This window comes from Rhizobium sp. 01N447_2 (assembly GCF_056399245.1).
In genome coordinates this window covers 37,214-59,341 of sequence record NZ_JBFTQY010000044.1, presented here as the reverse complement: position 1 = coordinate 59,341, position 22,128 = coordinate 37,214, and the positions used below count along the sequence as shown (strand labels likewise).

Here is a 22,128-nt window from a genome sequence, read left to right as displayed (position 1 = left end):
CCATGAAGAAGCATCTCACCCCGACCGARGCGGCCGCGCTGATCCCGGATGGCGCTGTTGTAACGGTGTCTTCCTCGAGCGGTCTCGGTTGCCCGGACCTCATGCTGAAGGCGATTGGCGAACGTTTCGATGCGACCGGCCACCCTCGTGATATCACCACCCTTCACCCCATCGCCGCCGGCGACATGAGCGGCATCAAGGGTGTCGATCATATCGCCAAGAAGGGGCTGCTCAAGCGCATCATCGGTGGTTCCTATCCGTCCGGCCCGTCGTCATCAGAGCCGCCGCTGATCTGGCAAATGATCACCAACAACGAAATCCCGGCCTACAATATTCCGTCGGGTATCCTCTTCGACATTCATCGCGAAGCCGCCGCGAAGCGGCCGGGCGTCCTGACCAAGATCGGCATCGACACATTCGTCGATCCCAAGCGGCAGGGTTGCGCGATGAACGGCCTGGCTTCGGAGCATCCGGTGGTCAAGCGCGTGAGCTTCGAGGGCGACGACTGGCTGTTCTTTCCCTCGATCGTCCCTGATGTCGCCATCATTCGCGCCACCACTGCCGACGAGCGCGGCAATCTGACATACGAACATGAAGGCGCCTATCTCGGCGGCCTCGATCAGGCGCTGGCCGCACGCAACAACGGCGGCATCGTCATCGCCCAGGTCAAGCGGATCACCAAGGAAGGCTCGCTGAAGCCTCATGACGTCCGCGTGCCTGGAATGCTGGTCGATTATGTGGTCGTCGATCCGGAGCAGAAGCAGACGACGCAGACGCAATACGATCCGGCAATTTCCGGGGAGATCTTCCGCCCGCTCGATAGCTTCAGCGTTCCGGAGTTCAATGTTCAGAAAGTCATCGCGCGTCGTGTTGCGCAGGAACTGCAAGCGGGAAGCTGCGTCAATCTCGGCTTCGGCATATCGGCCAACGTGCCGCGAATTCTGCTGGAGGAAGGGCTTCACGGCGCAGTCACCTGGGTCATCGAGCAAGGCGCAGTCGGTGGGGTGCCGCTGCTCGACTTCGCCTTTGGCTGCGCCTCCAATGCGGACGCCTATATGCCGTCTCCCTATCAGTTCACCTACTTCCAGGGTGCAGGCTTCGATGCATCGCTGCTGTCCTTCCTCGAGATCGGCAAAGACGGTTCGGTCAATGTCTCCAAGCTCTCCTTCCGGCCACATGTGACGGCCGGCGCCGGAGGCTTCGTCGACATTACGGCGCGGGCGAAGAAGATCGTCTTCTCAGGCATGTTCAATGCCGGAGCGAAGCTTTCGATCGCCGATGGCGCTCTTCTCATCGAGAAGGAAGGTAAGCTGAAGAAGCTGGTGAACGAGGTCGAACATGTCACCTTCAGCGGCAGGCGCGCGATCGAGCAGGGGCAGKAGATCACCTATGTCACCGAGCGGTGCGTGATGAAACTGACGTCCGATGGTATCGTCCTCACCGAGATTGCGCCCGGCGTCGATCTCCAGTCCCACATCCTCGATCAGTCGGAGTTTCCGCTGATCATAGCGCCCGACCTGAAGGTCATGGACGCGGCGCTCTTCGCGGAGGCAACCATCGGCCTGTCGCTTCCAGAAAAAAAGGCACGGACGCTGGAGGGCAGCTTCCATGGCTAGCGGAACAGTCAGAATTGACGTCGATGGACATGTTGCGACGCTGACGATTTCTCGTCCGGAGAAGCTGAACGCGCTCGACCTGGACATGCTGAAAGCGCTGGCGGATGCGGCCGACGAGGTGGAGGCGAACGCGAATGTGCGCGCTGCCATTCTCACCGGCGAAGGAAAGGGCTTTTCCGCCGGCGGCGATATCAAGGCCTGGGGCGGAATGTTGCCTCAGGAGTTCGGTCATCTCTGGGTTCGCCACGGCCACCGTATCTTCGAAAGACTGGCGACGCTCAGGGTGCCGCTGATCGCGGCTCTGAACGGCCACGCCCTCGGGGGAGGGCTTGAACTTGCAGGCGTCGCGGACATTCGCCTCGCCGAGCAGCACATCAAGATCGGCCTGCCGGAAACCGGTCTTGGAATGGTGCCGGGCTGGTCCGGGACGCAGCGTCTTGTGCGCCGGTTCGGGGCGCAGGCGGTCCGGCGTATGGCCCTGGGTGGCGAAATATTCACTGCCGAAGAGGCGCGTACGCTCGGGATCGTGGACGCAGTCGTTCCGACGGGGAACGCGCTCACTGCTGCCAGGGAATATGCTGGGCGGATTGCCGCAAGGGGGCCGGCTGCCATCGAGATCGCGAAGTTGATGATCGCATCGGCAAACGGCGAAGACAATGGAACCGCGGTCGAAGCCCTGGGCTCGATCCTCGCCGCGAAGACCGGCGATCTGAAGGAGGGCGTCGCATCATTCAGCGAGAAGCGCCCGGCAGCGTTCAAGGGAGAATGGTAATGACGGTTCTCGTCAACCCCACCGCGCTCAGCGACCACAAAGCGCGTGATTTCAAGATGCTCATCGATGGCAATTGGGAGGCAGGCAGCTCCGATCCGATCGAGCGTGTCGCGCCAAGCCATGGTGTCGTGGTCAGCCGGTTCCCGACCGGCAGCAAGAAGGACGCCGAGCGTGCGATTTCCGCGGCACGCAAGGCGTTCGACCGCGGGCCGTGGCCCCGAATGACCGCTGCCGAACGTTCCGCCATCCTGCTCAAGGCTGCCGATCTGATCGCAGCGCGCGCAGAGGAGTTGGCATTTCTCGATGCTATCGAGGCGGGAAAGCCGATCACACAGGTGCGGGGAGAAATTGCAGGCTCCGTTGACATATGGCGCTACGCGGCGGCTCTTGCACGCGACCTCCACGGAGAGAGCTATAATACGCTCGGCGATGGCACGCTCGGCGTCGTCTTGCGCGAAGCAATCGGCGTGGTGTCGATCATCACGCCCTGGAACTTTCCGTTCCTGATCGTCGGCCAGAAGCTGCCATTCGCCCTGGCCGCTGGCTGCACGACCGTCGTCAAGCCCTCGGAGCTGACCTCAGGATCGACGCTCGTATTGGGAGAGATCCTGCAGGAGGCAGGCATTCCGGATGGCGTCGTCAACATTGTCACCGGCACGGGACCAGAGGTCGGCGCGGTCATGACGTCGCATCCCGACGTCGACATGGTGTCCTTCACCGGCTCGACCGGTGTCGGAAAGCTGACGATGTCGAATGCCGCACAGACGCTGAAGAAGGTCTCGCTGGAACTGGGTGGGAAGAACCCGCAGATCGTGTTTCCGGATGCCGATCTCGATGCGTTCATCGATGCCGCGGTCTTCGGCGCATACTTCAATGCCGGCGAGTGCTGCAATGCCGGCTCGCGGCTGATCCTTCACAAAYCAATCGCTTCCGATGTCGTCAAGCGGATTGCCGAGCTGTCGAAGGCAGTGAAGGTCGGTGACCCGCTCAATCCTTCGACGCAGGTCGGCGCCATCATCACGCCGCAGCATCTGGAGAAGATATCAGGATACGTCGCCGGCGCGCGGGGCAGCGGTGCCCGGGTCGCGCATGGCGGCGAGACGCTCGATCTCGGCATGGGGCAGTTCATGTCGCCGACGATCCTCGAAGAGGTCACCCCCGATATGGCCGTGGCGCGCGAGGAGGTCTTTGGTCCGGTGCTTTCGGTCCTGACATTCGAGACATCCGCCGAAGCGATCAGGATTGCGAATTCCATTGACTACGGCCTGTCGGCCGGTGTCTGGAGCCGCGATTTCGACACGTGCTTGACGATCGGCCGCTCAGTGCGGGCAGGGACGGTCTGGATGAACACCTTCATGGACGGCGCCTCGGAACTTCCCTTTGGCGGTTACAAGCAAAGCGGCCTCGGCCGTGAACTCGGCCGCCATGCGGTCGAAGATTACACGGAGACGAAGACGCTCAACATGCATATCGGCAAACGCACCAGCTGGTGGATGCCGCAGACGGAAAAGCTGGCTTAGCCGGCAGCCGAACTACGCTCGAGGAGGGCGGGTGATTGGTGCGGGAATGGGTCCCGCATCTTCCAATGTAAGACTGGGAGGTCTTTCGATGAACAGGTTTTTGACCACGACTGCAACGATCGCATTGGCTCTGGCCGGCGCCAGCGTCTCCGCACGCGCCGCCGACGTGAAGGAAGTGCAGATGCTGCACTGGTGGACGTCTGGCGGGGAGGCGGCGGCACTGAACGTCTTGAAGCAGGATCTTTCGAAGGAAGGTTTTGCCTGGAAGGACGTTCCGGTTGCCGGTGGTGGCGGCGATGCGGCGATGACGGCGCTGAAGGCGATGGTTGCGGCCGGCACCTATCCGACGGCCTCGCAGATGCTGGGTTATACCGTGCTCGACTATGCCCAGGCCGGCGTCATGGGTGATCTGACGGAGACGGCGAAGAAGGAAGGCTGGGACAAGTCGGTTCCGGCAGCCCTGCAGAAGTTCTCGGTCTATGACGGCAAGTGGGTTGCTGCTCCCGTCAACGTCCACTCGGTCAACTGGCTGTGGATCAACAAGGCTGTGATGGACAAGATCGGCGGCACCCAGCCGAAGACCTTCGACGAGCTGATCGCGCTGCTCGACAAGGCCAAGGCCGCTGGCGTCATCCCGCTCGCGCTTGGCGGCCAGAATTGGCAGGAAGCGACGATGTTTGATTCCATCGTGCTGTCGACCGGCGGGCCTGAGTTCTACAAGAAGGCCTTCAACGACCTCGACGAGGAATCGCTGAAGTCCGACACGATGAAGAAGTCGTTCGATAACCTGGCGACGATCATCAAATATGTCGACCCGAACTTCTCGGGCCGCGACTGGAACCTTGCGACCGCCATGGTCATCAAGGGTGACGCGCTGGTGCAGGTGATGGGCGACTGGGCCAAGGGCGAATTCGTCGCCGCCAAGAAGACGCCGGATACCGACTTCCTGTGCTACCGCTTCCCCGGCACCGACGGCAGCGTGGTCTACAACTCCGACATGTTCGGCATGTTCAACGTCCCCGACGACCGCAAGGCGGCCCAGGTGGCGCTGGCCACGGCAACGCTGTCGAAGAGCTTCCAGTCGGCCTTCAACGTCGTCAAGGGTTCGGTGCCGGCCCGCACCGACGTTCCCGATACCGACTTCGACGCCTGCGGCAAGAAGGGCATCGCCGACCTGAAGGCAGCGAACGAAGGCGGCACGCTGTTCGGCTCGCTGGCACAGGGTTACGGTGCGCCTCCGGCCATCGCCAATGCCTATAAGGATGTCGTCTCGAAGTTCGTCCACGGCCAGATCAAGACCTCCGACGAAGCCGTCAAGCAGCTCGTCCAGGCGATCGACGACGCCCGCTGAGACCACGTGTGATGACAAATGCTTCCCCGCGTGCTCCGCGGGGAAGCTTCCGGGGAGGAGATGACATTCCATGAGCACCGTTGCGACCACCGATCCGGTTTTGACGCCGCGGCAATCGACGGCGATCTCGTTGAGGGGCCGGCTGCAGGATGCGCTGCCGAAGATCGTCTTGGCGCCGAGCTTCGTCATCACCATCATCTTCGTCTACGGCTTCATCGTCTGGACGGCCTATCTGTCGTTCACCAATTCCAAGACCTTTCCCTCCTATGCGCTGACCGGCGCGCGTGCCTATCAGCGGCTGTGGCGCTGGACCTTCGAGAGCGATCCGCCGTCCTCCTGGTATACCTCGATCACCAACATGGCGATCTTCGGTTTCCTCTATGTCGGCATCTGCCTGGCACTCGGTCTCTTCCTCGCCATCCTGCTCGACCAGAAGATCCGCGGCGAGGGGCTGCTCCGGCCGATCTTCCTCTATCCGATGGCGCTCTCCTTCATCGTCACCGGCGTTGCCTGGAAATGGTTCCTCGATCCCGGCCTCGGGCTGGAACAGACGCTGCACCATTTTGGCTGGACGAGCTTCCACTTCGACTGGATCAAGAACAAGGACTTCGTCATCTACACCGTCGTCATCGCCGGCGTCTGGCAGGCGTCGGGCTTTGTCATGGCGATGTTCCTGGCGGGCCTGCGCGGCATCGACGGCGAGATCATGAAGGCCGCCCAGATCGATGGCGCCTCGCCATTCCAGCTCTATCGGCGCATCGTCATTCCGCTGCTGCGGCCGATCTTTCTCTCCGCCTTCATCGTGCTCGCCCATATGGCGATCAAGTCCTACGATCTCGTGGTGGCGCTGACCTCGGGCGGCCCCGGCGGCTCGGCCTGGCTGCCGTCCAACTTCATGTATGAATACACCTTCAAGCGCAACGAGATGGCCGTCGGCTCGGCCAGCGCCATCATCATGCTGATGACGATCTCGGCGATCATCGTTCCCTATCTCTATTCCGAACTGAAGGAGAAGGCGCGATGAGCACGATCATCTCACCGACAGCCGACAGGGCGCAGAACAACAACAACACCCGCTGGATCGGCCGCACCGTCATCTACGGCCTGCTGCTGGTCTTTGCCGTGCTCTATCTGATGCCGCTCTTCGTCATGCTGACGACCTCGTTCAAGACCATGGACGAGATCCAGAACGGCAACATGCTGGCGCTGCCGCAAGCGCCGACCTTCGATCCCTGGATCAAGGCCTGGGGCGAGACCTGCGTCGGTCTGACCTGCGCCGGCATCAAGGGTTACTTCTGGAACTCGATCAAGATGGTCGTGCCGGCTGTCGCAATCTCCACCATCATGGGGGCGCTGAACGGTTATGTCCTGACCAAATGGCGCTTTCCCGGCCACACGCTGGTGTTTGGGCTGATGCTGTTTGCCTGCTTCATCCCGTTCCAGTCGGTGCTGTTGCCGATGGCAACGATCCTCGGCAGCCTCGGCCGCTTCGGCATGACGCTGCAGAACGCCACGGGCTGGAACTTCGGCTTCGGCAATCCGACCGTCAATCTGGTCTTCGTCCATGTCGTCTACGGCCTCGGCTTCACGACGCTGTTCTTCCGCAATTTCTACGAGGCCTTTCCGACCGAGCTGGTGCGGGCCGCCCAGGTCGATGGCGCCAGCTTCTTCCAGATCTTCCGCCGCATCATGCTGCCGAACTCGCTGCCGATCATCGTCGTCACGGTGATCTACCAGTTCACCAATATCTGGAACGATTTCCTGTTTGCCTCGGCTTACGCCGGCACCGGTGAATCCATGCCGATGACGGTGGCGCTGAACAATGTCGTCAACACCTCGACGGGCGTCGTCGAATACAATGTCAACATGGCGGCGGCGATGATCGCCGCCGTGCCGACGCTCATCGTCTATATCCTCGCCGGCCGCTACTTCGTGCGCGGTCTGATGGCGGGCGCTGTCAAAGGGTAATCCATGGCCTTCCTCGAAATCTCCGGTCTCAAAAAGCGCTTCGGCGCCGTCGACATTCTCAAGGGGATCGACCTCGAACTCGAAAAGGGCGGCTTTCTCGTGCTGGTCGGCCCGTCCGGCTGCGGCAAGTCCACCCTGCTCAACACCATTGCCGGGCTGGAGACGATCACCTCTGGCGATATCAAGATCGACGGGCGCGACATCAGCGGTCTGCATCCCTCCAAGCGCGACATCGCCATGGTGTTCCAGTCCTATGCGCTCTATCCGAACATGACGGTGGCGGGCAACATCGCCTTCGGCATGGAGATCCGCGGCGTTCCGAAGGAAGAGCGTGCCAGGGCGATCGCCCAAGTCTCCGACATGCTGCAGATCGGCCATCTGCTCGACCGCAAGCCGAGCCAGCTCTCCGGCGGCCAGCGCCAGCGTGTCGCCATGGGCCGGGCGCTGGTGCGCAATCCGCAGGTCTTCCTGTTCGACGAGCCGCTCTCCAATCTCGATGCCAAGCTGCGCGTCGACATGCGCACCGAGATCAAGCGGCTGCATCAGCGCATGGGCACCACCTTCGTCTATGTCACCCATGACCAGATCGAGGCGATGACGCTGGCGACCAAGATCGCCGTGCTGAAGGACGGCGTGCTGCAGCAGTTCGGCACGCGATGGCGCCGACCGCAAGGCGCGCTCGCTGACCGAGGGCGATTGCCTGATCGAGGTGGTCGAACCGGCCGGCTCCGACACCTTCGCCGTCACCAAGCTCGGCGGCAAATCCGTCGTCGCCCGCCTGCGCGCCGATACCGGCATCGCCCCAGGACAAAACACCCGCCTCGCCTTTAATCTCGACAAAGCCGTCTTCTTCGATCCCAATAGCCAGCTCAGGATTGGGTGACGACCGTTAGAGCGCCGCGCGTCTCGAAAGACGCGCTAAGGACGCTCTAACACTTTGGGTTTTCGCATAATTCCTTTCCGAAAATCGATTTCGATTTTCGGGGTTATGCGCTAGGCGGCCGTCACGCCGACCTTCACCGGGGGGAAACGCGACGAGACTGCTTCGACGGTGATCTCGCCGGTGAACCCCGTCGCCTCCAGCCAGAAACCGGCGGTGCCGCCCTGCAGAGGCACGTTGGTCGGGCCGACGATCCTTGCCGGGCCGTGCACCTTCAGCGAAATGCTGTCGTTCATGAAAGGCAGGCGCTGGCCGCGCTGGTCGAGGGCGCGGATGATGACGCGTGTGCTGTCGCGTTCGCGGGCTTTCAGCGTGGGGCTATCGGCAACCACTTCCAGCGTCGTCGGCAGCGGATCGGCCACCAGCGTCAGGCTGGCCACCGGCTCGCCGCCGATATAGCCGGTGAAGGTGCCGTCGATCCATTCGAGACCCCAGGTGCCAAGCTCATCGGCGGTAAAGTGCCGATGGTCGAGCACGACGGGCGGGTGCGGCAGATGCGGGTAGTTCTCGCGATCCGGACCGATGCGCTTGCTGAGCGCGCCATATTGCAGTTCCACCTCGTCGCAATTGGTCAGGATGATCAGCGGCAGCACGCCGCCGATATTGCGTTCGCCGCGCGCCCAGAAGGTCACCGGCTTCATGACGATCTCCTCGGAGGGGTCGCACTGGCTGATATAGGCATAGGCCGCGAATTTCGGCTCGCGGAACATGTCCATCACGCCGTGATAGCAGATGCGGTCGCCGGAGCCGAAATCCTTGTGGGTGTTGTAATCGAACATGCACCAGCCGATGGCGCCTGATATATCGGGATCGCCATAGGCGGCATTCAGCACTTCCAGGTGCCGGCGCACATGCTCGGCCTGGCGCTGCTCCTGGTCATAGATCTTCGTCGGGTGCATGTGGCCGTTGAACTCGGTGATGAGGTACGGCACCTTGTGGGACAGTCCGGTATTTTCCTGCTGGGCGCGCAGCGCTGTGCGCGGGCGGTTGGCGCCCGGCAGTTCCTCGTTGCCGAGGATGAAGTCGTTCATCGTATAGACGTCTTCGAGCAACTCGCTCTCGGTGAGATAACGCACGCCGCCGGTTTGGCGGGTGCTGTCGAGTTCACGGGCCAACCGATTGGTCTCGGCGTAGAAATCGTGATTATCCTGCGATTCGTTGATGCGCACGCCCCAGATGATGATCGAGGGGTGGTTCCAGTCGCGCTCGATCATGCGACGGACGTTCTCGATCGATTCCTGCTGCCAGTCGGCATCGCCGATATGCTGCCAACCGGGGATCTCTTCGAAGACCAGCAGGCCGATCGCGTCGCATCGGTTGAGGAACCATTTCGACTGCGGATAGTGCGAGGTGCGGACGATATTGCACTTCAGCACCGTCTTCATGATGTCGGCGTCACGCTCCTGGGCGGAGCGGCCGGCGGCATAACCGACATAGGGGAAGGCCTGGTGACGATTGAGGCCGCGCAGCTTCAGCGGCTTGCCGTTGAGGAGAAAACCTTCCGGCGTGAATTCGGCGGTGCGGAAGCCGAACCTGGTCGAGATACGGTCGGAGCCGTGTTCGGTCCTGAGCTCGACGGTGACGTCATAGAGCGTGGGATCGGTGATGTCCCAGAGGGCGATGCCGGTGAGGCCGCCAAACGAGAGCGTGGTGCGGCTGCCGATCGTTTCGGTCGCTGCGGTGGCGACCACCGTGCCGTCGGCCTGTTTCAGCGTGGCGGTGACGGTCGCCGAGAAGTTGCGGCCCTCGGGATTGGCGATGTCGACGCGGATGGTTGCCGATTTCTCCGGGCCGAGAACGTCGGTGGTTTCGATCTTGAGATTGCGGATCGAGACCGGGTCGGTGACCTTCAGCCAGACGTCGCGGTAGATGCCGGCATAAGTCAGATAATCGATGCGGCCGCCGAAAGGCGGAATGTCAGGGTTCTCGCTGCCGTCGATCTTGACGGTGACGAGGTTCTCGCCCTTGACGAGCTTGTCGGTGAGGCGGGCCTCGAAGGGCGTGTAGCCGTCCTTGTGGGCAATGATTTCTTGGCCGTTCAGATAGACGACGCTGTCGGCCATGGCGGCGTCGAAGACGAGCGAGACCTCGCGGCCCTCGAATTCCGGCAGCCAGCGCAGCACCTTCTGATAGCTGAAAGCGCGCTGATAGCTGGTCTCGTCGAAATAGCTGAAGGGCAGTTCGACGGCGGTATGCGGCAGGCTGACCGACTTGGCGGCATCGAAAGCTTCGAGCAAACGCTGGCCGAAGCCCTCATGGAAACTCCAGCCTTCGTTGAAAGAAACGACGGAACGCATTTCAGGCTCTCCAGGTTACGGCATCAGGGACGGTGCGGCACCTTTCGGCGCGTGAAAATTGAGTCATAGTATTCCTCCTTGATGCAATGGGTATGCGAGCTGTTAGGCGGTCGAACCCCAGCGGGCGGTGCAGGTGAGCGTGATGCTGTGCGGGCCTTCGACCTCGGCGTCATGGCGTTCGATCAGTTCGACGACGGCATCGATGAAGGCGACGTGGTCGAGGCTCAGCGTGGTGAGGTCGTTGCAATCCCAGGCGGCCATGGCGATACCATCCTGGCCGACGATGGCGATATCATCAGGGGTGTTCTTGCCGAGCACCCGGCGGGCTGCATCGCGTGCGCCGATCGCCATCACGTCGTTGCCGCAGATGATGGCGTCGACCTTGTCACGGTGCAGCAGCAGCACGGCTTCCTTGAAGCCGGAATCATAAGAATAATCGCCGAAGGCCTGCGCCTCGAAGGCGAGGCCGCGCTTGGTCAGCGCATCGGCGAACCATTTGCGTCTGAGCTTGTCGATCCAGCTTGAGTGGGTGCCGGAGAGGTAGGCGAAACGCTTTTTGCCGTCGCGGACGATCTTGTCGATGATCTCGTTGGCGGCCTCAGCGCCGTCGATGCGGATGCTGGAGACGTTTTCGTTGTCGAGCGGCTCGAAGGAGACGATGATAGGCTTCGTCGTGTGGAAGATGTCGACCGCATCTTGCATCGACACCATGTCGGAGAAGACGACGACGTGATCGACCTGATAGGTGGAGGCAAGGCGCATCAGCTGCAGCCGGTCGGAATGATCGGCGCAGCAGAGGATAATCGGCAGCAATTGTCTCGCCTGCAGGCGGTGGACGAGAAGCTGCTGTTCCTCAGCCTCGCAAGGGTTGCCGATCGCATTGACGACCAGGGCGACGAGGCGCGAGCGCTGATTGTTCAGCGAGCGGGCGATCGCGTTCGGCTGGTAGCCATGTTCACGGGCAACGGCGAGGATGCGGTCGCGGGTGGCGCTGCCGATGCGTGAATCCGGCGAGAAGGCGCGGGAAATGGTGGCGGAGGAGACGCCGGCGAGTTTCGCCAGTTCCTTCGAGGTGATCCGCCGTCTACTCATACCGCTCATCTTCAGCGCCTATTGGGCGACGATCCTGACGGAAGCGCCGTCGGCCGCTGCCGATTCCTTGATTGCATCCCATAGCCTAGCGAATCTGAGGCCCATTTCAACGGAGCCAGAGTTTTCCATCTTTCCCTCGCGAATGGCGAGGAAATTCTTCATCGGGTTGCCGAGAATCTCAGCCTCCTCGCGCGGCTCGGCGGTACGCCCGACACTGATCTCGCGCCAGCCGCCCCAGGCGTCGATGCGCACGATCGCTTTTGAATAGAAGAAGGTGATGTAGGAGGCGCAGCCCGGAGGGCCTTCGCCGGCGGCCGTCAATGTCGCCAGCGCGCCGTTCTTCAGCCGGGCGGAGACGGCAGTGGCGATATCGACTTGTCTGCCGTGGTTGTTCATGTAGGCGGACACACTGTCGAAATCCGAATTGGCGAGCAGGCAGACCGTGTTCATCATATGGGCGCCGGTATCGAACATGAAGCCGCCGCCGGAGATATCAGGCTGCTGCTTCCAATGGCCGTCGTAGTTGGACGACCAGCTTTCCCAGATCATGCCCGATATGGCGATCAACGCGCCGAATTCGCCGGCGAGAGCCCGCCGGCGCGTGTCGAGCACCAGCGGCGACAGGCCGCCCTGGAAGGCGGTGACGATGGTGACGCCACTCTTTTTCTGCGCGGCGATCAGCCTCTCGGCCTCGCCGACCGTCGTCACCATCGGCTTTTCCAGGAAGAGGTCGAGGCCGGCCTCGGCAACGGCGGTTGCCTGCTCGGCATGGAAGGCATGCGGGGTGGAGACGTAGACGATGTCGAGTTCGCCCCGGCATTCGGCAAGCATCTGGCGATAATCCTCGAAGCTCTTCGGTTGTGGTGCGCCGGCGGCGAGGCAGGCGTCGATCAGGCGCTGGCGCGACGCCGCCGTGGTGTCGGCGAGAGCAGCAAATTCGATCTCCGGCATCTTGACCCAGTTCTCGGCATATTCCGCCGCCTTCAAGCCGGCGCCGATGACGCCGAGGCGTAATTTCCTAGTCATGAAAATTCCTCCCTGAATGCATTGTGCACACGATTACACAAACGGTATAGTGATGGCAATATCTAAATAGAGAAGCAATATCAGTATATTAAAACTCGCATTCGAATCTTTTCAAAAACCATCTTGTCAGTGTTGGGAATGCGTGTACATTTTCGCAACCGGTGCTGGAGGGCGCCGTGTCTCTAAAAAAGGGAGGACTTCCGTTGAAGAAGATGGTTCTTGGCGGCCTGTGCGCCGTTCTGTTGAGCGCGGTTTCGACGCTGGCGCAGGCTGAAACAATCCGCATTGCAAATCACGGTCAGGCCGGCATCGACGCGATGAAGTCGACGGTCGAGCGGATCGAAAAGAAATATGGCGTCACCGTCGAGGTCATCGAATATCCTGCGCCCGACAAGGATTACCTGACCAAGCTCCTGACGGAGCTCGGCGCCGGCAACGCACCCGACCTGTTCTCCATCCCGACCACGGCTGCCGTCGCCGACATGGTGGAAGCCGGCTACCTCGCGCCTGTGACCAAGGAGTTCAAGGCTTGGGATGGCTACGCCAACCTCTATGACGTCGCCAAGGAGCTTGCCGTCAGCCCGGATGGTGAAACCTATGTGATGCCGTTCATGCTCGGCATCCAGGAAATCTATTATCGCAAGGACGTTCTCGAAAAGGCCGGCATCTCCACCGAACAGCCGAAGACCTGGCAGGAACTTCTCGACCGCGCGGCGGAGATCAAGCAGAAGACCGGCGCCTACGGCCTACTCTTTCCGGCCGGCGTCTCCTGGGGAAGCGGCGCCTTCGACGAAGGCTTCCAGCATCTGCTCGTCGGTTCCAAGACGCCGCAGCTGGTCGATGCCGACGGCAAGCTCGATCTGAATGGCGAAGGCATCAAGGATGTCTTCAACGTCTACAAGGAACTGATCGACAAGGATCTGATGCCGACGCAACCGCTGCTCGGACCCGAGCCCTGGGTCGTGCCGAAGTACCAGCTGTTCCCGGAAGGCAAGCTCGCCGCGACCACCTGCGGCTCCTGGTGCTATATTTTCGACTGGGGTCGCGAAAGCAAGAACCCGATCCCTGACGTGACGAAGGTGGTCGGCACCTGGACTGTTCCCGGCCAGAGCAGCGGCCAGTATGTGCTTGCCAACCTCGCTGCGCCATGGRCCGTCAATTCCAAGTCGGCCAATACCGAGTTGGCGATCAAGGCGCTGATGGAGATCGGCTCGATCGAGACGCAGGTTTCCTACGCCGCCCGCATCGGCAACATCCCGGCCAGCAAGGATGCGGCTGACAATGCCGAGTTCAAGAAGCTGACGGAACTGGTTCCGATCCATGCCGCGGCCGGAAATGGCGTGTTCCTCAAGCAGGCCTCCGGTTTCGGCACGGTCTCGGAAGGTGTGGCGCGGGCCACCGAAGCGCTGCTGCGCAAGGAAACCGATGCCGCCGGCGCCCAGAAGATCCTTGTCGACTACGTCAAGGAAACGCTCGGCGACGACATGGTCAAGTAAGCTCCGGCACCCTCTCTTCCGCCAGAACGGGGACGCGGCGCCAACGCCCGCGTCTTCCCACTTTCATTCGATAAGCCAGTTCCATCGATAAGGTTTGTGAGCTTCCATGGCCCGAAACTCTCATGAAAAGCGCGCCGAGCGGCAATGGCTGCTGATCCTGCTGCCCTCGCTGGTGCTGCTTCTGGCTTTCGTCATCTATCCGGCCCTCTATTCGATCTATCTGAGCTTCACCAACGAGGCGCTGACCGGGGCCGCGGCCCTTCGGCCCCGTTTCGTCGGTTTCAGGAATTACACGCGGCTCTTCAACGACGCGAAGTTCTGGAATTCGCTGTTCGTCACCTTCGTCTTCGTCATCGGTTCGGCGGTGATCGGCCAGTTCGTGCTCGGCCTGATCTCGGCAATTGCGCTGCGCCGGCCGATCCGCTTTCGGCGGGTGTTTTCATCGATCATCCTGTTGCCGAATGCAGCTCCTGAAGTGGTCGCCGGTTTCATGTGGATCTCGATGCTGGCGGGCGGCGACAATGCCACACTCAGCCGCATCGTCAGTTTTTTCGGCATCACGCCGGCCGACTGGCTGCAGGTCTTCCCGCTGTCGATGATCATCGTCGTCAACACCTGGCGCGGCATCGCCACGGCGATGATCCTGTTGACGGCCGGCCTCAGCACCATTCCAGCGGAGATCTATGAGGCAGCGCGCATGGACGGCGCCACCCCGTCGCAGATGTTCCGCCGCATCACCCTGCCGCTGATGATGCCGACGATCCTGCTCTATATGTTGATCTCCGCCGTCTCCACCATCGCCGTCTTCGGCCTCGTCTATGCGCTGACGCGCGGCGGACCGGGCGGGGCGACCGAGGTGGTCAGCATCTATATCTACAACCAGTCCTTTACGTCGTTCCAGCTGGGTTATGGTGCCGCGGTCGCCGTCGTCGCGCTCGTCATCTCGCTGATATTAGGTATCGCCTATGTCCGGGCCATGAAGGTGGAGGTCTGACATGGCCGTCGTTTCCCCAAGTGAAACTGCAAACAAGGGTCGCTCCGATCTCATCGCCTATGCGACGTTGTCGCTGATCTCGATCTTCTGCGCGGTGCCTTTCTTCTGGGTGCTGCTCGCCTCGCTCGACGGCAATGCCCAGCTCTTCCTGCATTGGCCGGAGCAGTGGACTTTCGCCAATTATATCAGGGTCTTCACTAAGGAGGACGGGGCGAAGTGRCTGTTCAATTCGCTCTTCGTGGTCGCTAGCGCGACGCTGCTCGTCATGGTGCTTTCGGGGCTCGGCGGTTATGCACTGTCGCGCACCCGGGCCTGGTGGAAGCTGCCCTTCCTCTACGCAATCCTGCTCATCCGGGTGCTGCCGCCGACGGCGCTCGTCGTGCCGCTCTACAAATTCCTGCTGACGCTGAACAATGCGGAAGCGGCGGTGCTCAGACCGATCTTCGGCAGCTATGCGCGCGACATCATGCGCTGGACCGGTTTCATCGACGGTTATCTCGGGCTGATCCTGGTGCTTGCGACGATGCAATTGCCGCTGGCGCTCTGGATCATGAAGACCTTCTTCGACGGGCTGCCGAGGGACTATGAGGAGGCGGCGCTGATGGATGGGGCGACACTCATCCAGCGCATCCGCCGGGTGTTGATCCCGCTGGCGCTGCCGGGGCTTGCCGCTGGTGGGCTGTTCGCCTTCATGTCGGCCTGGGGCGATTTCCTGCTGCCGCTGATCTTCCTGTCGTCGCCGGAGCTGCAGACGCTGCCGCTCGGTCTCTTTCGCGCCTTCCTGCGCATCAACGAGATCGATTACGGCCTGCTGACCGCACTTGCATTCATTTATCTGCTGCCTGCCGTCGTCGCCTTCGGCTTTGCGCGGCGCTTCCTCGTCCAGACATTTTCGGGCGGTGTGAAGGGCTGAGATCAAGAAAGAGAAACAGATGATCAATCTCAGAAACGTTCGCAAGTTCTACGGTGCGCTCGAGGTCATCAAGGGCGTCGACGTTACCGTGGAAGACGGCGAATTCGCGGTTTTCGTCGGTCCGTCCGGCTGCGGCAAGTCGACGCTGCTGCGGATGATCGCCGGCCTCGAAGGCATCGACGAGGGCGACCTCATCCTCAACGGCAAACGTATCAACGACGTGCCGCCCGATAAGCGCGGCATCGCCATGGTGTTCCAGTCCTATGCGCTCTATCCTCATATGAGCGTTGCCGAAAACATCGGCTTTTCGCTCAGCCTGAAGAAGGTGCCGGAGGCGGAAATCCGCCGGCAGGTGGAAGCTGTGGCCGAAATCCTGCAGCTCACCGATTACCTCGACCGCCGCCCGGCCGCCCTTTCCGGCGGCCAGCGCCAGCGCGTGGCGATCGGCCGCGCCATCATCAAGAAACCGGCGCTGATCCTGTTCGACGAGCCGCTGTCGAACCTCGATTCGGCGCTGCGCGTGCAGATGCGCGCCGAGCTGCAGCGCCTGCACCGCGAGTTGAAGGCGACGGTCGTGTATGTCACGCACGACCAGGTCGAAGCGATGACGATGGCGGACCGCATCGTCGTGCTGAACAAGGGCGTCGTCGCTCAACAGGGCGCGCCGATGGATCTCTACCATCAGCCCGATAACGAGTTTGTCGCAACCTTCATCGGCTCGCCAAAGATGAACGTGCTGCCGATGACGGCGACGCGCCGGGATGCCGGCAAGGTGCATCTGGAAAGCCCGCTCGGCCTTTCCATCGACCTTTCAGACGCCAATGGCGCCGTGCAGCAGGGCGAGGCGAAACTCGGCATTCGGCCGGAACATCTGAAGCTCGCACCCCAAGGGCAGGGTGATTTTTCGGCCGAGGTCGTCATCGTCGAGCGTTTGGGCGTGGAGACCTATCTGACAGTCGGTTCGCAGCAGCAGCCGATCGTCGTACGCACGGAAGGCGACATGACCATTCGCCCCGGCGATCGCGTGTCGCTGACTGCCGAGCGCGCCGGTTGCCATCTGTTTGATTCCGCCGGCCGCGTAATCCGCTCGGCAACCGCTTGAAACACATCGAGGAATGACATGACAATCAAGGTTACGATCTGGAATGAAGGGCGCCACGAGCAGGTCCACAAGGAAGTTCAGGATATCTATCCTGATCGTATCGACGGAGCGATCGCTACCGGTATCGCTCACCCCGATTTCGAGGTCCGCCGCGGTACGCTGGACGATCCGGATGAAGGGCTGCCGGATTCCGTGCTCAATGATACCGATGTGCTGCTCTGGTGGGGGCATATGGCGCATGAAGAGGTCAGCGACGGGCTGATCGACCGCGTGCAGCAGCGCGTGCTGAAGGGCATGGGCCTGCTGGTCCTGCATTCCGGCCATCATTCCAAGCTCTTCCGCCGGCTGATGGGGACCAATGCCAACCTTTCCTGGCGCGAGACGCCTGATGGCGACCTGGAGCGCGTCTGGGTGGTCAATCCCTCGCATCCGATCGCCGAGGGGCTGCCGCCCTATTTCGAGGTCAATGCCTCGGAAATGTATGGCGAACCCTTCGACATTCCGCAGCCGGACGAGTTGGTGTTCATTTCCTGGTATTCCGGCGGCGAAGTGTTCCGCAGCGGCTGCACCTTCCAGCGCGGGCGTGGGCGCATCTTCTTTTTCAGCCCCGGCCACGAAACCTATCCGATCTATCACGACAAGACCGTGCATAAGGTGATCTCGAACGGCATCCGCTGGGCGCGGCAGAAACACACCGATGGCCGCATCCTGGAAAACTGGCATCGGGCCGAGCCGCTGCACGGCCGCCCCGACAAGGCGAAGGCGTGATCTATGGATATTGTGCGCCGGTCGTCTTGAGATAGATCGAATAGACCGAACGCGTCGCGGTGATGAAGAGCCGGTTTTTCTTGGGGCCGCCGAAGGTGAGGTTGGACACCGTCTGCGGCACCCTGATCTTGCCGAGCAGGGTTCCGTCGGGCGAAAAGCAGTGCACGCCGTCGGAGGCACTCGTCCAGAGATTGCCGGCGACATCGAAACGAAAACCGTCGGGATGGCCGACATCGAGGCTGCAGAAGTAGCGGCTGTCGGCAAGCGCCCTGCCGTCGATGACGTCGAAAACGCGGATATGGCGCGGCACTTCATGTTTTGCGGAGCCGGAATCGGCAATATAAAGCTTCGTCTCATCAGGCGAGAAGGCAAGGCCGTTCGGCTGGATGAAATCCTCGATGACGGCGTCGATCGCTCCGCTTGCCGGATCGATCCGGTAGACGTTGCGCGTGGGCTGCTCGGGCTCGGCCTTGTGGCCCTCGTAATCCGAGAGGATGCCGTAGGTCGGATCGGTGAACCAGACCCCACCGTCGGAGTGCACGACGACGTCGTTCGGTGAGTTCAGCCGCTTGCCCTGGTAGCTGTCGGCGAGAACGGTGATGGTGCCGTCCGTCTCGGTGCGGGTGACGCGGCGGCCGCCATGTTCGCAGGAGACCAACCGGCCCTGCCGGTCACGGGTATTGCCGTTGACGTAGTTGGAGGGCGAGCGGAAGACGGAGACGGTACCATCCGGTGTCCAGCGCATCATGCGTTCATTCGGGATATCGCTCCAGAGAAGGCAGTTCAGGTCGGAAAACCAGACCGGGCCTTCCGTCCAGCGGCAGCCGGAATAAAGCTCCTCGAGGCCGGCGCTGCCGATGACCATTGCACCGAAGCGTTCGTCGCGAATCTCATAAATCGGATTGTCGCCCATGCCAGTTTCCTCCCTGAATGCTGCCGTTCTTTTCCTAGCGGCAAAAAGCTGGAGGTGCCAGAGCCCGGCGATGGAAATGCCGGCTGCGGCTTGGTCAGAGGGCCGCGGCCGGATGCGGCGAGCCGTCATAAGCACCCCAGATCGACTGGTCGAAGCAGATGACCGAGCCGGTCATCAGGCCGGATTCGGAAGACGAAAGGTAAGCGCAGGCGCGCGCCACCTCGTGCGGATCGACTAGGCGGCCGAAGGGCTGGCTTGCCGCCGCCTTCTCCAGCCAGTCGGCAGGGGCATCGTGATATTCGCGCTGGATCCGGTCCTCGCCCTCGGAAGCCATCCAGCCGATGTTCAGACCATTGACGCGGATGCGGTTGCGCAGGAGCGCGTAGGCGGTGTTCTTCGTCAGCGTTTCCAGCGCGCCCTTGGAGGCACAATAGGCGGCGATGAAGGGCTGGCCGGCTTTGGCGGACATCGAGCCGATATTGACGACCGTACCCTCGATGTTTTCGCGGCGCATGACCTTCACCGCTTCCTGCATCAGGAAAAACGGCGCACGCACATTGACAGCGAACATGGAGTCGAAGAGCTCTGGGCTGGTATCGAGGATGGTGCCGCGATCGGTGATGGCGGCGGCATTGACCAGCGCGTCGACGCGGCCGAAGGTCTCGTCACAGGCGCGCACGACATTCTGTGCATCCTCGACCTTGCCGAGGTCGGCCTTGACGTAGACGATCCTGGCGCCGGTCGCAGCCGAAATCTCCGCCGCCTTTGCCTTGCCCTTGGCTTCGTTGCGGCCGCAGATGACGATGCCTTCCGCGCCGCGTTCGGCGAAGAGACGGGCGATGGTCGCGCCCAATCCTTGCGTGCCGCCGGTGACGATGGCGATCTTGCCGTCGAGGCGGCCGTGGTCTGTGCTCATGTGGTTCCTCCATTGTGATGATGTGCGAATGGCCTCCCGCGGGTGCGGGAGGCTTTTATCTCAGTGCGGATGCAAGAGGCTCGAGCTCCAAATCAGCTCAACTTCTTCTGCGCCTGCTCGGCAAGTGCTGCCGTAAAGGCTTCATCGCTCCAGCCTCCCCGCAACGCCTCGTGCATTAGTTGCGCCTGTGTCTTCGGCGCCAGTCCGCCGAGCGGCGGGTCGCGGTCGAGGTTGGTCGGGAAGGAGTAGCCCTCGGCGCAGGCGGCGACGGCGTTGGCGATTTCGTCAGGCGAGAGCCTGCCCTGCAAGGTCTTCAAGGCGGGAAACAGCCTGGCGCTCATCCTCTCGCGGTTGACGGTTTCCATTGCCCGGCCGAAGGCGGAAGAGACCTGCAGGAGGTTGGCGACACGTTTGATGTCGGTCGAGCGGTTGGTGCCGGCGGCGTGGAAGAGGGCGGGATTGAAGAAGACGACGTCACCCTTTTCGAGTGGCAGCTGGACATGGTTGGTCTCGAAATAATCCCGAAACTCCTGCCGCTTCAGCGCGAGATAGCCCGGCACATAGGTCTGGCTGTACGGCAGGAAGAGCGTCGGACCGCTTTCGAGCGGCATATCGCAATGGGCGACCGCGCCCTGCAATGTCAGCACCGGCGAGAGCCGATGCACATGCGCCGGGAACTGCTCGATCACCGTCGACGACTGAAAGCCGAGATGGTAGTCGCGATGCGCCGACTGCGCCGAACCGCCCGGATTGACGCGGTTGACCTGCGCCGTCATCTGGTAGCTCGGGCCGAGCCAGGCTTCATTTGCCAGCGCGATGATGGCGTTGCCGTAATATTCGGCGAAATTTGCCGGATCGGCGAGGCAATGTTTTTCCAGCGAGTTCCAGATACGGTCGTTGGCGCCAGGCTTGGCGAAGTGGTCGCCACCGCCGGTCGAGGTACGGTGTTGTACCTCGATGATCGCATCGAAGATCGTGCTGGCGCGGTCGATGATGCCGGTGTCTTCGTAAGCGCGCTTGAACACGACGACGCCAGGACCCTCGCCGAAGGCCTCGCAGATTTCCGCCAACACGGCGCGTCGGCCGTCGGGCGTTGCGGCCGCCGTCATCACCTTAAGGCTGTCATAGATCAGGACGTTTTTTTCGACCGCAGACGCCGAGGGGTAATCGGCAAGTGCCGTCGTCTTTTCCGCAAGGGCGCGAAACTCATCGAGATCGCAGGCGTCTTCGCTCAGCCAGACGCGGTCGGCGCGCAGTTTCTGCTGGTTGTCGGTTTTCATGGCGGGCTCCTCCCTCTTTCCAATGGAAGCACTATACGCCGCGATGCCAGGTGTTATAGATCAGAAATCCATCAAAAAACCATCAGGCCGGTCATATGGCACATCTCTTTCTCGTCAAGGATATAGCCTTCCAGGCAGGGCTCAGCACCGCGACCGTCGACCGGGTGCTGAACGGCAGACCGGGTGTGCGCCGGCAGACCGAGATGCGGGTGAAGGCGGCGATCGCGGAGCTGGAGAAGCAGCAGGCCGGGGCGATGGGCAGCGGCCGCATGCTGGCGATCGATATCGTCATGGAGACGCCGCAGCGTTTCAGCGATGCGGTGCGGGCCGCCTTCGAGGCGGAGATGGCGACCTTCCTGCCGGGCGTTTTCCGCTGCCGGTTCCATTTTGGCGAGGTGATGAAGCCGGCCGAGCTGGTGCAGCTTCTCGATCGCATCCGGCTGCGCGGCACGCACGGCATCGTGCTCAAGGCGCCTGACGTCGCCGATGTGGCTGCCGCCGTCGCGCGGGCGGATGCCGCCGGCATTCCCGTCGTGACGCTGGTGACCGACCTGCCGAATTCGGCGCGGATCGCCTATGCCGGCGCCGACAACCGGGCAGCGGGAGAGACCGCTGCCTATCTGATCGGCGAATTTCTCGGGGATGGCGGCGGCAAGGTGCTGGTAACGCTGTCGAGCGGACGCTTCCGCGGCGAGGAGGAGCGCGAAATCGGCTTTCGCCGCGTCATCCGCGCCCGTTATCCCGACGTCGGCATTACCGAAATCAGCGAGGGGCACGGCACCGATGCCGCGACGGGAACGCTTGCCGCGGCAGCGCTTGCGGCCGATCCCGCCATCAACGCCGTCTATTCGATCGGCGGCGGCAACCGGGCGGTGCTTGCGGCCTTCGACATGGCCAAACGCCCCGCCCGCGTTTTCGTCGCCCATGATCTCGATGCCGATAATCGCGCGCTGCTTGCGGCGCGTCGGATCGGCTTCGTGCTGCATCATGATCTCAGAACCGATGCGCGTTCGGCCTTCCGGGCGATCATGAGCCGGGCGACTGCCTTGCCGCGCGCGGTTACGCCCTCGCTTTCATCAGTCGAAATCGTCACGCCCTACAACATGCCCGCGGGCGATTGAGCCAATTGACTTTCCTTCGATGCCGAATTCGGGCTACAGCTTT

At 62.0% G+C, this 22,128-nt stretch carries 18 protein-coding genes and 1 pseudogene; 13 read left to right on the top strand and 6 right to left on the bottom strand.

Annotation, left to right across the window (positions count from 1 at the left end; all coding sequences use genetic code 11):
• Nucleotides 1-2 precede the first annotated feature (2 nt).
• The 7 genes and pseudogenes from AC1ECN_RS25045 to AC1ECN_RS25015 all read left to right on the top strand — a co-directional run bounded on the left by AC1ECN_RS25045 (nt 3) and on the right by AC1ECN_RS25015 (nt 8,110).
• Nucleotides 3-1,616: an acyl CoA:acetate/3-ketoacid CoA transferase gene (locus tag AC1ECN_RS25045; RefSeq protein ID WP_477954408.1), complete on the top strand. Its 1,614-nt coding sequence runs from the start codon at nt 3-5 to the stop codon at nt 1,614-1,616.
• Nucleotides 1,609-2,388 carry an enoyl-CoA hydratase/isomerase family protein gene (locus tag AC1ECN_RS25040; RefSeq protein ID WP_130661389.1) on the top strand — a complete coding sequence of 260 codons (780 nt, stop codon included), beginning with the start codon at nt 1,609-1,611 and terminating at the stop codon, nt 2,386-2,388. Before AC1ECN_RS25045 ends, AC1ECN_RS25040 begins: the two co-directional genes overlap by 8 nt.
• Complete coding sequence (locus AC1ECN_RS25035) at nt 2,388-3,908, top strand: aldehyde dehydrogenase family protein (protein WP_477954406.1); 1,521 nt, start codon at nt 2,388-2,390, stop codon at nt 3,906-3,908. The genes AC1ECN_RS25040 and AC1ECN_RS25035 overlap by 1 nt, the downstream gene beginning before the upstream one ends.
• Before the next feature lie 88 nt (nt 3,909-3,996).
• Complete coding sequence (locus tag AC1ECN_RS25030; RefSeq protein ID WP_130655224.1) at nt 3,997-5,259, top strand: ABC transporter substrate-binding protein; 1,263 nt, start codon at nt 3,997-3,999, stop codon at nt 5,257-5,259.
• A gap of 70 nt (nt 5,260-5,329) precedes the next feature.
• Nucleotides 5,330-6,283, top strand: a complete 954-nt coding sequence (locus tag AC1ECN_RS25025) for a carbohydrate ABC transporter permease (protein WP_130672371.1) — start codon at nt 5,330-5,332, stop codon at nt 6,281-6,283.
• Nucleotides 6,280-7,227, top strand: a complete 948-nt coding sequence (locus AC1ECN_RS25020) for a carbohydrate ABC transporter permease (RefSeq protein WP_130672372.1) — start codon at nt 6,280-6,282, stop codon at nt 7,225-7,227. Before AC1ECN_RS25025 ends, AC1ECN_RS25020 begins: the two co-directional genes overlap by 4 nt.
• Nucleotides 7,228-7,230: 3 nt before the next feature.
• A pseudogene (locus tag AC1ECN_RS25015) lies at nt 7,231-8,110 on the top strand (ABC transporter ATP-binding protein).
• Between the two features lie 110 nt (nt 8,111-8,220).
• Here the strand turns inward: AC1ECN_RS25015 and AC1ECN_RS25010 are convergent.
• From AC1ECN_RS25010 to AC1ECN_RS25000, 3 genes are all read right to left on the bottom strand, one after another.
• Entirely contained in the window at nt 8,221-10,464 is a 2,244-nt protein-coding gene (locus AC1ECN_RS25010; protein ID WP_130673150.1) for a glycoside hydrolase family 2 protein, read from the bottom strand.
• Between the two features lie 102 nt (nt 10,465-10,566).
• The gene (locus tag AC1ECN_RS25005; protein ID WP_027689377.1) at nt 10,567-11,565 is read right to left on the bottom strand and encodes a LacI family DNA-binding transcriptional regulator; all 999 of its coding nucleotides are present in this window, start codon (nt 11,563-11,565) and stop codon (nt 10,567-10,569) included.
• Nucleotides 11,566-11,574: 9 nt separating this feature from the next.
• The gene (locus AC1ECN_RS25000) at nt 11,575-12,582 is read right to left on the bottom strand and encodes a Gfo/Idh/MocA family protein (RefSeq protein ID WP_027689376.1); all 1,008 of its coding nucleotides are present in this window, start codon (nt 12,580-12,582) and stop codon (nt 11,575-11,577) included.
• A 203-nt stretch (nt 12,583-12,785) separates the two neighbouring features.
• Here AC1ECN_RS25000 and AC1ECN_RS24995 point away from each other — a divergent pair, with 203 nt between their 5' ends.
• From AC1ECN_RS24995 to AC1ECN_RS24975, 5 genes are all read left to right on the top strand, one after another.
• Complete coding sequence (locus AC1ECN_RS24995; RefSeq protein WP_477954402.1) at nt 12,786-14,078, top strand: ABC transporter substrate-binding protein; 1,293 nt, start codon at nt 12,786-12,788, stop codon at nt 14,076-14,078.
• A 106-nt stretch (nt 14,079-14,184) separates the two neighbouring features.
• Complete coding sequence (locus AC1ECN_RS24990) at nt 14,185-15,072, top strand: carbohydrate ABC transporter permease (protein ID WP_003543165.1); 888 nt, start codon at nt 14,185-14,187, stop codon at nt 15,070-15,072.
• 1 nt (nt 15,073) lies between these two features.
• Nucleotides 15,074-15,985: a carbohydrate ABC transporter permease gene (locus AC1ECN_RS24985; RefSeq protein WP_477954399.1), complete on the top strand. Its 912-nt coding sequence runs from the start codon at nt 15,074-15,076 to the stop codon at nt 15,983-15,985.
• Nucleotides 15,986-16,004: 19 nt separating this feature from the next.
• Complete coding sequence (locus AC1ECN_RS24980; RefSeq protein WP_130673147.1) at nt 16,005-17,087, top strand: ABC transporter ATP-binding protein; 1,083 nt, start codon at nt 16,005-16,007, stop codon at nt 17,085-17,087.
• Between the two features lie 18 nt (nt 17,088-17,105).
• Nucleotides 17,106-17,855 (top strand): ThuA domain-containing protein, encoded by a 750-nt coding sequence (locus tag AC1ECN_RS24975; RefSeq protein ID WP_130673146.1) that lies wholly within the window; start codon nt 17,106-17,108, stop codon nt 17,853-17,855.
• A gap of 1 nt (nt 17,856) precedes the next feature.
• Here the strand turns inward: AC1ECN_RS24975 and AC1ECN_RS24970 are convergent, their stop codons facing one another.
• The 3 genes from AC1ECN_RS24970 to AC1ECN_RS24960 all read right to left on the bottom strand — a co-directional run bounded on the left by AC1ECN_RS24970 (nt 17,857) and on the right by AC1ECN_RS24960 (nt 20,964).
• Nucleotides 17,857-18,768, bottom strand: coding sequence for an SMP-30/gluconolactonase/LRE family protein (locus AC1ECN_RS24970; RefSeq protein WP_130673145.1), 912 nt, complete (start codon nt 18,766-18,768; stop codon nt 17,857-17,859).
• A 94-nt stretch (nt 18,769-18,862) separates the two neighbouring features.
• Nucleotides 18,863-19,684 carry an SDR family oxidoreductase gene (locus AC1ECN_RS24965; protein WP_130673144.1) on the bottom strand — a complete coding sequence of 274 codons (822 nt, stop codon included), beginning with the start codon at nt 19,682-19,684 and terminating at the stop codon, nt 18,863-18,865.
• 92 nt (nt 19,685-19,776) lie between these two features.
• The gene (locus AC1ECN_RS24960) at nt 19,777-20,964 is read right to left on the bottom strand and encodes a phytanoyl-CoA dioxygenase family protein (RefSeq protein WP_130673143.1); all 1,188 of its coding nucleotides are present in this window, start codon (nt 20,962-20,964) and stop codon (nt 19,777-19,779) included.
• A gap of 95 nt (nt 20,965-21,059) precedes the next feature.
• On the opposite strand from AC1ECN_RS24960, the gene AC1ECN_RS24955 reads away from it, so the two are divergent.
• Nucleotides 21,060-22,085, top strand: coding sequence for a LacI family DNA-binding transcriptional regulator (locus tag AC1ECN_RS24955; protein WP_130673142.1), 1,026 nt, complete (start codon nt 21,060-21,062; stop codon nt 22,083-22,085).
• Nucleotides 22,086-22,128 lie beyond the last annotated feature (43 nt).